Origin of the sequence: Priestia sp. TGN 0903, assembly GCF_050846855.1 — a bacterium.
Lineage (GTDB): Bacteria > Bacillota > Bacilli > Bacillales > Bacillaceae_H > Priestia > Priestia zanthoxyli.
The window spans coordinates 283,568-295,644 of the sequence record NZ_JBOZGL010000003.1 but is presented as its reverse complement, the minus strand read 5'-3'; the positions used below and the strand labels follow the sequence as shown (position 1 = coordinate 295,644).

14 protein-coding genes and 1 pseudogene are annotated in these 12,077 nt (G+C 38.3%); 6 read left to right on the top strand and 9 right to left on the bottom strand.

Annotated features, from left to right (window positions below; genetic code table 11):
* Positions 1 to 33 precede the first annotated feature (33 nt).
* From ACRPLY_RS12445 to ACRPLY_RS12430, 4 genes are all read right to left on the bottom strand, one after another.
* The gene (locus ACRPLY_RS12445) at positions 34 to 567 is read right to left on the bottom strand and encodes a GNAT family N-acetyltransferase (RefSeq protein WP_048018958.1); all 534 of its coding nucleotides are present in this window, start codon (positions 565 to 567) and stop codon (positions 34 to 36) included.
* A gap of 44 nt (positions 568 to 611) precedes the next feature.
* Positions 612 to 983: a hypothetical protein gene (locus ACRPLY_RS12440; protein ID WP_013083874.1), complete on the bottom strand. Its 372-nt coding sequence runs from the start codon at positions 981 to 983 to the stop codon at positions 612 to 614.
* Positions 984 to 1,025: 42 nt separating this feature from the next.
* Positions 1,026 to 1,217 (bottom strand): hypothetical protein, encoded by a 192-nt coding sequence (locus ACRPLY_RS12435; RefSeq protein WP_014459359.1) that lies wholly within the window; start codon positions 1,215 to 1,217, stop codon positions 1,026 to 1,028.
* 84 nt (positions 1,218 to 1,301) lie between these two features.
* A complete protein-coding gene (locus ACRPLY_RS12430) occupies positions 1,302 to 1,574 on the bottom strand; it encodes a hypothetical protein (RefSeq protein ID WP_028414407.1) in 273 nt (90 codons plus the stop codon).
* A gap of 222 nt (positions 1,575 to 1,796) precedes the next feature.
* Between ACRPLY_RS12430 and ACRPLY_RS12425 the strand changes: the two genes are divergently transcribed.
* Together ACRPLY_RS12425 and ACRPLY_RS12420 are read left to right on the top strand one after the other, a co-directional pair.
* Entirely contained in the window at positions 1,797 to 2,030 is a 234-nt protein-coding gene (locus ACRPLY_RS12425; protein WP_028414408.1) for a hypothetical protein, read from the top strand.
* A gap of 15 nt (positions 2,031 to 2,045) precedes the next feature.
* Positions 2,046 to 3,155: a GerAB/ArcD/ProY family transporter gene (locus ACRPLY_RS12420; protein WP_028414409.1), complete on the top strand. Its 1,110-nt coding sequence runs from the start codon at positions 2,046 to 2,048 to the stop codon at positions 3,153 to 3,155.
* A 149-nt stretch (positions 3,156 to 3,304) separates the two neighbouring features.
* Here ACRPLY_RS12420 and ACRPLY_RS12415 read toward each other — a convergent pair whose 3' ends face one another.
* A complete protein-coding gene (locus tag ACRPLY_RS12415) occupies positions 3,305 to 4,021 on the bottom strand; it encodes a CPBP family intramembrane glutamic endopeptidase (RefSeq protein ID WP_028414410.1) in 717 nt (238 codons plus the stop codon).
* Positions 4,022 to 4,240: 219 nt separating this feature from the next.
* Between ACRPLY_RS12415 and ACRPLY_RS12410 the strand changes: the two genes are divergently transcribed.
* A complete protein-coding gene (locus ACRPLY_RS12410; RefSeq protein ID WP_049165460.1) occupies positions 4,241 to 5,428 on the top strand; it encodes a macrolide family glycosyltransferase in 1,188 nt (395 codons plus the stop codon).
* 113 nt (positions 5,429 to 5,541) lie between these two features.
* On the opposite strand, the gene ACRPLY_RS12405 is transcribed toward ACRPLY_RS12410, so the two are convergent.
* Complete coding sequence (locus ACRPLY_RS12405) at positions 5,542 to 5,673, bottom strand: hypothetical protein (protein WP_255287201.1); 132 nt, start codon at positions 5,671 to 5,673, stop codon at positions 5,542 to 5,544.
* Positions 5,674 to 5,753: 80 nt separating this feature from the next.
* Here ACRPLY_RS12405 and ACRPLY_RS12400 point away from each other — a divergent pair, with 80 nt between their 5' ends.
* The gene (locus ACRPLY_RS12400) at positions 5,754 to 6,032 is read left to right on the top strand and encodes an RNA polymerase sigma factor (RefSeq protein ID WP_028414412.1); all 279 of its coding nucleotides are present in this window, start codon (positions 5,754 to 5,756) and stop codon (positions 6,030 to 6,032) included.
* A 21-nt stretch (positions 6,033 to 6,053) separates the two neighbouring features.
* Here the strand turns inward: ACRPLY_RS12400 and ACRPLY_RS12395 are convergent, their stop codons facing one another.
* Positions 6,054 to 6,371: a hypothetical protein gene (locus tag ACRPLY_RS12395; protein WP_028414413.1), complete on the bottom strand. Its 318-nt coding sequence runs from the start codon at positions 6,369 to 6,371 to the stop codon at positions 6,054 to 6,056.
* 206 nt (positions 6,372 to 6,577) lie between these two features.
* Between ACRPLY_RS12395 and ACRPLY_RS12390 the strand changes: the two genes are divergently transcribed.
* On the top strand, positions 6,578 to 6,697 hold the full coding sequence (locus ACRPLY_RS12390; protein ID WP_080754499.1) for a DUF4023 domain-containing protein: 120 nt from the start codon (positions 6,578 to 6,580) through the stop codon (positions 6,695 to 6,697).
* Positions 6,698 to 6,870: 173 nt separating this feature from the next.
* Positions 6,871 to 7,911, top strand: a pseudogene (locus ACRPLY_RS12385) (alkene reductase); the annotation flags it as partial.
* 135 nt (positions 7,912 to 8,046) lie between these two features.
* Here ACRPLY_RS12385 and ACRPLY_RS12380 read toward each other — a convergent pair.
* Positions 8,047 to 8,769 (bottom strand): GDSL-type esterase/lipase family protein, encoded by a 723-nt coding sequence (locus tag ACRPLY_RS12380; RefSeq protein ID WP_028414415.1) that lies wholly within the window; start codon positions 8,767 to 8,769, stop codon positions 8,047 to 8,049.
* A 245-nt stretch (positions 8,770 to 9,014) separates the two neighbouring features.
* Positions 9,015 to 12,053, bottom strand: a complete 3,039-nt coding sequence (locus ACRPLY_RS12375; protein ID WP_028414416.1) for an efflux RND transporter permease subunit — start codon at positions 12,051 to 12,053, stop codon at positions 9,015 to 9,017.
* Positions 12,054 to 12,077: the final 24 nt, after the last annotated feature.

Here is a 12,077-nt window from a genome sequence, read left to right as displayed (position 1 = left end):
ATTCACTTAACATACTTTTGTCTCAGCCTCTTTTTATAAGTGAAGACCCATAAGCATTGTATTGTAGTAGACGCCATTTATATAGGTGTCTTTTTCTTTTAATCCTTCTGTTTGAAACCCTAGCTGTTTGTATAAAGAAATAGCTCTTTGATTATCTTCTCGCGTTACAAGTTCGATTTTTTTTGTTTGTTTATTCATACGTGCCCATTCAATCAGCTCAATCATTAGCTGTCTTCCTAGCCCTAGCCCGCTATAAGCATTCTCTACCACGATACCAAGGGTACCCACATGCTTATTACGCGGGTTTTGAGACGAGGTGATGGATGCAATACTAATGATTTTCTCTTCTTTTTCAGTCACGACTATAAGAGAGTTTTGCTCTTGTTTTACAGAAGCTAAAAACACTTCATACTCTGAAACTGGTCTAAGAAACTCCCCTTCTCCAAATGAAAGAAAATCACTTTCTCCTCCCACTCGATTGTAAAAAGCAATCATTTTCTCTGCGTCTTTTGATTCTGCTTCTCGAATGGTGACGCCTATACCATTCTTTAATGTACGTAAACTCATATATCTATCTTCCTTTTAGTTATTCTTGTTTGCCTATATGGGTTTTAGCGCTGTTTTTCTCTCCACTGACCTAACCACATGCGATTTCCTAAAGCCGTAAAATCATTTTCGTCGGCGTAGCGTTCAATGACGGAAAGCGCGTTGTCCTCAAGCATTGGTGAATAGCTCATAATTTCTAAAATATGATGTGCAGCCCATAGGTCAATTCGATAAGTAGGATTCGTCAGCAGTGTTGAAAATTCAAAGAGCATGCCTGGATAGTATAAATGAATGAGCTGCGCAATTTTTTTCATATCTTCTGCAGCTCGGTTTCCTTTTTTTACAGATTTTTTATCTCGATAATCGATTTCATAATGAATTTTTGCGCTTTTTTGATAAAGATCAACTAGTGTTTCGTACGTACGATGTTTCTGCATTTCTCATCTTCCTTTGCTTCTAGATTTCCTCGTTTGAAGATGCTATAGTTCATTTTTAGGTTTCATATATTCAAATAAATGCAGCAAAAATATGATGCTTCCGCCAATGCACATCACAAAACTTAACGTAGCAGGATACTGAATAAAGAAACCGACAACACCAAAAATCAGCATAGCAAGCGCTCCTATCATCATAAACAGATGATAAGCCGGTGTATTTTCTTCATTATTCATACATAACTCCTTTTCACTATTTTTTAAGTTATTAAAAAGATATGACACTTCTTTTGGACTATGATCTTTTATTTTGCTGCCGCTTTATTTCTTTAGCTTAGCACGCAGTAACGTGAGAAGGCCTCCTCCAAACATGACGCCACCCACAATTTGATACAGGTGTATGTAGCTTTTTACCGTTTCAACATACAGATCTGTGTCTACATTCCCTTTACTTTCTAGCCATTTTTGGCCCATTGCCTGACCCGTTGCAACGCTTTTTAACAAAACGACCAGGCCTCCGAGCATGACAACGGCGGCGATCATAAGCTGTACCTTTTCTTTGTCATCTAGCATTTTTTTGAATTCGTCTGCCATCTATCTCTCTCCCATCCTTACCTTGTTATGTATCTACTTGTTTGTAATCATGCTGTTTTTTCTCTATTATAACGCTCAACTTGGTCATTATAACACGGTTTTGCACTGCCTTTAGTCTTACTTTTCATAAATGAAGCCATTTTGGGTGATACTATTTTTGAAACACAGGCGTCTTTAACATCCCTTCATTATTTTTGAAGGGTTACTAATTGAGGTTGATACATGCTTATATTTTTAGGGATTTTTTTACTTTGTGCAGCTGTTTGTTTAGTGGAAATACCTTATTTAAAAAAAGTGAACAGTCAAAGAGAAAAGCGAATTTTTTGGAGTTTGTTCACAGTAAGTATTTTAATTGTTAGTTTAAAATATGGCGGTGTGGAAATCCCTAACCCTGGAGACGGCATTGCTTTTTTATTAAAACCTTTTAGTGATTTTTTGTTCAGTCTGTTGAAGTAAAAGGAAGTGAACAACGTGCATAGTCAGATAAAATTATCCGCAGCACAGTTTCGAATACTCGTAATTTTTTATAGTTTAGGCGATACTATTTTAGTCGTACCTGGAAGCTTAACGGCTGATTCTAAACAAGAGGCATGGATTCCAGCCATTTTAGGCGTAGGTGTAGGCGTTTTTCTTGTATGGATGTATATCAAACTTTCTAGCCTTTATCCGAATAAAACCCTTGTAGAACTAAACGAAGCCATTTTAGGCAAGTGGCTAGGAAAGTTTGTCTCTCTTTTATTTGTCGCTTCTACTCTTCTTTTTTGCAGTCAAGTTTTGTTTTACGTGGGCTCATTTCTAACAACTCGCATTATTATTCAAACGCCTATGCTTGCTGTTCATATTTTGTTTATGGGAATTGTGATTGTCGGCGTTCGTCTTGGCATTGAAACGATTGCCCGCTGTGCTGAAATTCTCTTTCCTTGGTTTGTTATTCCGTTTTTAATCTTAGTTTTTTCGATCTTCCCTCAAATTCATTATGAGAATTTGCAGCCTTTGTTAGAGGTAGGCGTTAAGCCTATTATTAGATCTATTCTGGTCTTTACAAGTATTACGTCTCTCACTTTTATTGTATTGCTGACCGTTTTCCCTGCTCACGTAGGGGAACCTGATCAGCGAAACCGCGCTTTTTTTACAGGAAGCTTAATCGGTGGAGGCATTATGATTATTATTTTATTACTTGGCATTCTTGTACTTGGAAATACGTATACACGTATCGCTTTATATCCAAGCTATGAGCTTGCAAGGCGTATCGAAGTTGCCGATTTTCTGAAAAATATTGAAGTAATCATGGCCATTATGTGGTTTTTATCTCTTTATTTCAAAACGTCTCTCTACTATTATGCGACCGTTTCCGGACTCGCTCAAATTCTTGAATTAAAAAACTACCGAATTTTAACTCTTCCGCTAGGCATTATTGCCGTTACATTTTCACTTATCGTGTATCCAAGCATTCCCTATGAACAAACGTGGGACAGAGATACGTGGATTCCGTACAGTCTGTTATTTGGACTATTTTACCCTCTTGGGTTATTAATAGTTGGGAAAATTCGCGTAAAGCATTCGGCGTCTTTATCGAAATAAAAAGAAATTGAGACATAACGAAATCCATCCAATCAACAGCTAGAAGGAAGCTACATGCATGGAACTTAGATTCATCCTACCAATAAAAAAATCCGAACGATGAATTGTTCGGATTTTCCCTCAACGAAACTACTTTGTTTTACCCTCTTTTAAAAGAACACGGTTATACTCACTAATCCATTCCACAGCATATGTAAAATCATAGATGGGAAAATAGATTTTGTTCGATAATAAATAATGGCGAAAACAAGTCCCATGACGGTAGCTGTAATCGGAAAGCCAATATGTAAAAGACCGAATACAAGAGCGGAAACGAAAATGCCCACAAGCACGTGATGGCGTTTGGTTAAGAAACCACATAAAACACCTCTATAAAGCAGCTCTTCTTTAATAGGCGTGATAACTGCTACACTTATAAAAAATATCCAGCTTGAAAGCAGCGTTTGATTAAAACTGCCTTGATTTAAATCTTTTTGCTGCTGATCTGCGCTTTCTACGTTTAAAAATGAAAGCATCACGTACTGCACCGCGGCTACAATTAAAAAGCCTACCACAATATATACATACGTTTTCCCTTCTTTTAATACCGAGACGTTCCACATAGGTTTTAAAAATCTACGCACAGGTCTATAAAGCACCGCAACCCCTAGAAAAAATGCCGCGTCTACAAGCAGAGCATATGGGCCTTCTAATAAAATTCCTGTCATATTTGAACCCATAACTTCATCGTAAATAGCTACTCCAATTCCGGCTAGGATTTGCAGTCCAAAGCCCAACACGATAAATAGAAGCAATGTGAAGTAAGTAAACTCTTTTTTCTTTTTAGGCTTTAAAACCGGTTCTGAATTTGTTGATAACGTACTCAAAATAGCAACCTCCAAAAATGATTCTTTCTCTCTAGTGCTCTCAAAATTCTATCATAAACTCAGTTTAATTATGTTATTTTTTAGGAAAAAAGTTATATTTTTTCACATTTTATACACAAAGGCAGGGCTTCAAAAAATAAATGCGCTAACCAAATTAGTTGTCAACTTCCTTATATTTGATTACGCTTGAAGAAATCTTACCGAAAGTGAAGTGAAAAAATGGCAAACATTTTAATGATCAACTTTCCCGCTGAAGGTCACGTAAACCCAACGCTTGGAATGGTAAAAGCTTTTTCAGACCGAGGTGATACAGTTCATTACATTACGGCCGAGCGTTTTAAAGAGCGCCTTGAAAACGCCGGGGCTATCGTACACATTCACCCAGACTTATTAAGTGGTGTATCCATCAAGCCTGAAACTCCTCAAGGAATCAACGCTTTTTTAAACATCCACATCCAAACGTCTTTAGATACGCTGAAGCTTGTTCATATATTATCAAAAAAAATTGAATTTGATTTTGTGTTTTACGACAAGTTTGGAGCAGGCGAATTAGTGCGTGATTATTTGCGGATCCCTGGCATTGTATCATCTGCTTCTTTTTTAATGCCGAAAGACCGCTTAGCAATGATGCCTCTTCATCCTGATTCAGACGTTCCATTTCAGCCGGATGAACAAGCTCAGTACGGGCTCAGCCTGCTTAAAAATCAGTTTGGCATAGAGCCTAAAAATCTGCTTCAATTTATGAACAATGAAGGCGAATTAACGGTCGTGTACACAAGCCGCTTTTTCCAGCCGCTTCATGAACATTTTGATGACTCGTGTTTATTTATTGGGCCAAGCTTTCCAAAGCGTCACCGCTCTCATGATTTTCCGTTAGAAAAGCTGAAAGACGAAAAAGTTCTTTATATTTCAATGGGAACGGTACTTCATGACGTAGAAGGCTTTTTCAACCTTTGCATCGACGCATTTAGCGATTTTGATGGAAAAGTTGTGATTGCAGCAGGAGACCGGGCCGATTTTAAAAGAATTAAAAAAGCGCCAGAGCATTTTATTATTTTGCCCTATGTTCCTCAGCTTGACGTGTTAAAAGAAGCGGACGTTTTTATCACGCACGGAGGCATGAACAGCGTAAACGAAGCTATTCATTTTAACGTACCGTTAGTCGTTTTACCTCATGGCAAAGATCAGCCGATCGTTGCTCAAAGGCTCGTGGAACTAAACGCTGGTTATCGCTTAGCAAAAGAAACGGTAAATGCCTCTCTTTTAAGAAGTGCCGTTGACGAAGTTGTCCGCGACGATTCCTATAAAAAAGGAATTAAAGAAATCAACGTAAGTTTCCAGCAGGCATCTGGACCGGCTGCAGCAGCCGAGCAAATTATCAATCACGTAGTGAAGCAACATTCATAAAGAAAAGGTGCACTGATGTGCACCTTTTCTTTATAAAAACAGCCATGTACAAACTGTATATATGCCGATGATTAGTAAACTGACGACTGTAAGGAAAATCAATGCACATCCAGCTACAATAAGTTTATCAGCTCATTTGGATACGTAACGAGCAAAGCGTGCAGGTTGTCTCTCACTTCCCCAAGTTCTCTTCTTTGATATCTCGTTGAGTATTTTGCCTTGTTTTTTGATACTACATAGCTCATAAGCCTCTCCTTTTTAGGTGTTTATGCTCATTTTAACAAGGGTACAATGAACTATAATTGATTTTCGAAGGGGCTCGTTTATGAACAATGATCTTTTACTCATTCAAGAGATAAAAAACCGAAAGAAAGAAGCACTTCATCAGCTTTACAATCGATATGAAACGCTTTTGTATCGTCTTGTCTATTCAGCAGTAAAAGATCCACATGCTTGCGAAAGCATCTTAACAGAGCTATTCAAAGAAATTTGGCATTCCCCTGATCTTTTGGTCAAAGAACGTACTCTTTCTCTTTCCTTGTGCAAGCAGTGTGTAAAAAATATAAAAAAGCACAGCCAGAACTCAGAGAAGATTTCGTCGTAAATCATTTTTTTGCTGTACATACTATGAATACAAATCCATATGACTGAAATAATCGAAAATATGATGTAAATCTGTAATCTTTATGCTATGAGTGCTGTAAGCAACGATTATTTCAGCCAGCATAAGAACAAATAAAATGGCCAATAGCACCTTAACAAGCGGAAATTGTCGGAACTGAGGAGAAAAAAGCAGCTTACTGACTGTATACAAAAACAGCAGGATAAAGTAAATCATCATGGCATTGGTCGCCTGAAGGGGCACATTCCAGACAAATATGTACACGCTGAATGTCAAAATTAAAATAAACGACATTTCTTTCCCGCTAAAAAAATCACTCATTGCGTAACACCTTTTCTTGTTCATGAATGAATAAGAAATTATAAACTCACGAAACATTAACGTTATTTTTACAACAGTATACACGATTTTCCTGTTAATTTCTATATACCGGTGTATATATGGAGCTGCTTTTAGCGGATTGGCGTCATGTTTTTGAATGCAATGGGTTATAGTAACAGGGAAAGCTCATAAAGGAGGTATGGATAATGGAAAACACAAATCAATTTGTTCAAAAGCTGAACGACAATCAAGAAAAGCAGCGTAAAAATAAGCAGGGTCAAGCTACTGGCCACCCGGAGAAAAAACTTCCTAACAAACAGCATTAATATTGTAAAAGCTGGCTGTCAAAACAGCCGGCTTTTTTTGTAATCATTTTTCGGAAGTCGAAATGTTTGAAGATAAAACAAATCCCCTGTTACAATAAACTGAACCCGCTGCAAAAACGTTCGCAGCTATACTTTCCTCTTAAGGAGCTGAATATAAAATGAGTAAATTTGAAAAATTATTCCAACCAACAAACATTGAAGCATTTGATTTACACACTCGTACAGCAATGGCACCGATGACACGATGCTTTGCTGATCCAGAGACAGGCGTAGTCGGTCAAGACGTTGTAGACTACTACCGCCGCCGCGCAAAGGATGGTATTGGCTTAATTATTAGTGAAGGAATTGTTATCAGCGAACGCGCAAAAGGAAATCCTGGCGTTCCCGGTATCTATACACAGGAACAAATTGATTCATGGAAGCCTGTAACAGAAGCTGTTCATGAAGAAGGCGGCACGATTATTGCTCAAATTTGGCACGTTGGCCGCTTGAGTCATCCTGAGTTAATCAATGGACATAAACCTCAGGCACCTTCTGCTATTGCAGCACAAGGTCAAGTGCCTCGTTTCCGCAAGCCGTACGAAGAGCCTGAAGAAATGTCAAAAGAAGATATTAAAGAAGTTGTAGGACAGTACGCTCAAGCAGCTAAAAATGCCATTGAAGCAGGCTTTGACGGCGTTGAAATTCACGGTGCTCACGGCTATTTAATTGATCAATTTAATTCAGACTGGTCTAACAAACGCACGGATGAATACGGAGGCGACCTTGCACAGCGATTAACGTTTATGAAAGAAGTGATTTCTGCTGTTATTGACGCTATCGGAAAAGAACGCGTTGTGATTCGCTTCTCTCCTCATAAGCTTGATAAACCAGACTATCGCTGGGATGATACCGAAAAAGCCATTCAAACGTATACAGAAGCTTTTAAAGAAACAGGCATTGAGATTATTCACCCGTCTATGCTTGATTTTTACGAAGATGTCCAAAACGGCCAAAACCTTTATGAAATCACGCGTAAGTACTGGGATGGACCAATTATCGGCGTGGGTGATTTAACGCCTGAATCAGCTGAAAAAGCGCTTCAAGCCGGCTGGATCGACGTAGCTGCTATTGGCCGCCCGCTAATTTCAAATCCTGATTATTTACAGCGTATTAAAAACGATGATGCTCTTGTCGAATACGATGCTAAAAAACATTTACCAGAGCTTATCTAAAAAAAGCTGAAACAAAAATATTTTAGCTCAAATGAAAAACGAACCACTGATCAGCATGTTTAATCAGTGGTTCGTTTTTTTGTTATGGTGAATGTAGTTTCATCTGTTTCGTTACGCTACGTCTCAACCTCTTTTTTATTCATTAACGTATGACTGAACTTCTTGTTTCCAAACAGCATAGCCTTGGCCTTTTAAATGAAGACCATCCACCGTGAAACTACTTTTTAACTGATTGTTTTTGGATACTTTCGAATACAGGTCAATGTAAGAATCATTATGTTTCTTAGCGAGACGCTCTAAATAGTTGTTTAATGCGATAACATCTTTATTGTCCACTGCGTCGCCGCATTTTTTATTGTTGACGGGCAGTACACTTTGAATATAGACTTTTGTATCCGGTGATTCTTTATGAATACGCTCAAGAATTTCAGCGTAATTGGCTTTGGTTTTTTTTACAGATTTTTGCTCATTTAAATCGTTAATGCCAATCATTAAGAAAATCTTTTTTGGTTTAGCATCTGTAATGCTTTTTAAACGATGCAATACCCCTTCAGTTGTATCATCGGCTACGCCTCGATTGACAATCTGCTTATTATGAAAAAGTTCGCTCCACTCAGAGCGCTGGGTAATGCTATCACCGAGAAATACGATGGACTCTTTAGGAATACTTAATTGCTTGAACAAAGTAGTACGTTCAATGTAATAAGGATTGTCTCTATAGCTTTGCTTAGACGAACCCTTAGATGACAGCGGATTTTTCATCGCGCTGCTGCTTGTTGCATAAAAAGCAAAAACACCTATGAAAAGGACATTTAAAATAATGGAACTGATAAATACAACTTTCTTTGTTGAACTCACGAAAACGACACTCCTGTACTTTGTATGGTTTTTAGATAACTCTACGATGATATAGTAAAGCTTCCTGTTAACACTCTTTCCCTCCATACAAGACATTTAATCATTTTTTGTAAATAATGATTTTACATAAAAAAGAAGCGGCGCTCGAAAGCGCCGCTTCTTTTTCTATAATATAAGGGGTTAAAACGTACTTTTATTATAACATATAGTCTATGGTCATATTTTCCTCTATTAGAAAATAGTTCTTATGTCGTTTCTTTTTCCAGCTGTTTTTCTCTTTTTACTTGCCTTGCGAAGAAGAGTTCGTATACAACTGGAATAATAATTAAAGTAAGAAGAGTAGATGACGTAAGTCCTCCAATTACCGTGATGGCTAAGCCTTTTGAAATCAGCGTTCCGCTTGACGTAGTAAGCGCCAGCGGGATTAAAGCAGCAATGGTAGCAAACGCCGTCATTAAAATTGGACGCAATCGCGTTTTCCCAGCTTCAATAAGGGCTTCGCGGATTGTCATGCCTTTTTGTTCACGATTTTGGGTAATTCGATCTACAAGCACAATCGCGTTTGTTGTAACGATTCCAATCAGCATTAAGAATCCAATCATGACGCTGACAGACAGCGGTTCTTTTGCAATGACAAGACCAACTAACGAACCGATTGGCACAAAAATGAGTGACGATAAAATGATAAATGGAATACGCGCTTTTCCAAACGTAACGAGCATTGTTAAATACACAAGGCCGATTGCTGTTAAAATGGCTAGACCTAGAGATTGGAAGACTTCTACTGTCTCGTCGCTTCCGCCTCCTCCATCCAAGCTCACATCTTTCGGCAAGTCTAGCTTTTTCACTCCATCTACAACATCTTTGGTCACAGCTTGAACATCATCGCCTTTGATGTCTGCTTCTACTCGCGCAAATACTTTACCGTCGAGCTTTTGAATAGAAGTGAACGTATCAATTGTACGAACGTCAGCGATATCTTTTACTAACACAGGCCCTCTCTCTGTAAACACTTGCAGGTCTTTAATTTCTTTTACTGAGGCAAGGTCTTTATCGTACGAAAGCTGAACCGCTCGTTTTGTATTATCCAATTTTAAGTCTCCAACCGATACCGGTTTGGTTTGATCAGAGATTGTACCGAGCAGCTGAAATCCAGATACCCCGTACTCTGCGGCTTTATCAGGATCTACTTCTACTACAAGCTGCTTTTGCTTATCTGAGAAGTTATTTGTTACATATTTAAGACGTTTGTCTTTGTTTAAGTGGTTTTCCACTTGCTTAGCTGCCTTTTGCAAGTCATCTAAATTAGAAGAATATAAATCAACCGTCACGTTATTATTTGTAGGCGGCCCTCCTGTTGATGCTTCTTGCACATTAACTGTTGCTTTCGGTGATTCTTCTTTCGTGATGCTTTCCATTTTCTTTTGAACTTTATCAATAAACGTATCGACATTCACGCCTTCTTTTACATTCAAGAAATAGCCAACTTGGTTCGGACGTTTTACACCTGTTGAAAAGTCACGTGATCCAACTTCCGTTGTCACGTCTGAAATTTCGTTTTGGTCCGCAAACATCTTTTCAATTTTTAAGGATACATCGTTTGTTTTTTCAAGGGACGTAGATGCCGGTAATTGAACGTTGGCTTGAAGCATTTTTTGTTCTTCATTTGGAATAAACGTAAAGCCAAGTGAAGGAACAAGCGCAAATGATCCAAACAGTAAAATAAAGGATAAAATCAAAATTTTGATTTTATGATTAAGCGACCATGCAATCGCTTTTGCATACCCGCGCTGCAGCTTTCCTTCTTTTTCTTCAGGCGGTACTTTTTTAAATGCAAACTTTGCGAGAATCGGCACGATTGTAATCGCTACAAGAAGAGATGCTAACAGTGAAAAAACAACTGTTAAGGCAAACGGCAAGAAGAACTCTCCTGTAATTCCTCCTACAAAGCCGATTGGCAAGAATACGACAACCGTTGTAATCGTAGACGAGGTAATCGCTTTTAAAATCTCTTTTGTGGACGATTCGACAAGCTCATTGCTCATGCCTTCTTCTGAACGGCGAACGCGTCTGAAAATGTTCTCAATCACAACAATACTGTCATCTACTACGCGCCCAACGGCTACAGCCATTCCACCTAGTGTCATAATATTAAGCGAAATATCAAGCTGGTTTAAGAAAATAGCTGATACTAACAGCGATAATGGAATCGATATAATCGCAATGATTGTCGCACGGAAGTTACGCAAGAAAATCAGCACGGCGAGTGACGCAAATAATGCCCCGAGCAATCCTTCGCGTACTAATGTTTCAACAGACTTTTCAATGCCATCAGCTGAGTCAAAGCCAATTGCGTAGTCTAACTGATCGTCATATTTTTTCAAAATCTTCATCGTTTCGTTGGCCACTTCAACCGTATTAGCGTCTTGCTTTTTTGTGATGGCCATCGACAGCGCATCTTTGCCGTCATAGCGTGTATATTCGCCTTGTTCTGTTACGGCTTCGACTTTGGCAATATCGCCAAGTTTCACAGGCTGTGCTTCAGGGTTCATCGTGGATTTCAGCTGGATTTTCTTTAATGCATCGATCGTGGCAACTTTTTCTTCTACTCGCACTGGAATTTGAAGCTCTTTTCCGTTTAATGTTCCTGCTGGGAAGGAAACGGCTTTTTGATTAATTTGTTCTTTCATCCCATCAAGCGTTAAACCAGCTTGAGCTGCTTTTTCTTTATCGACCGTAATTTGTAAAAGGTCCTCTTTCACACCGCCAACTGAGACGGAGTTAATACCTTGAATTTTATTCAATTCAGGAATCACTTCATCGTTTAATACTTTTTCAAGATTTGCATCATCTTTTGCAAACAGTGAAATGTTGAAAATAGGGAAGGAACCAAATGAAAAACGGTTTACGTCTACATTTGATGACTCTGGCAAATCTAATTCTTTTATCGACGAGTTAATTTGTTGTTCAACTTTATCTAAATCCGTATTAAACGGGAATTCTAAATTAATAATACCGACGTTTTCATATGATACGCTTTGTACGCTTTTAACGCCTTCAATTCCTTTTACTTGGTCTTCGATTTTCGACGTGACACTTTCATTTACGTCATCAGGAGAAGCCCCAGGATACGTTGCTTCAATGGACAGCTGCGGAAATTCGATATTCGGCAGTAAATCAATTTTTAGTTTTGAAAATGAATATAGCCCCGCTAAAATAAGTAAAAATGAAACGATAAACACAGCTACCGCATTTTTTAAACTAAATCTCGTCAAAAAATTCATCTTTTTCCTCCGTTACGTAACTAA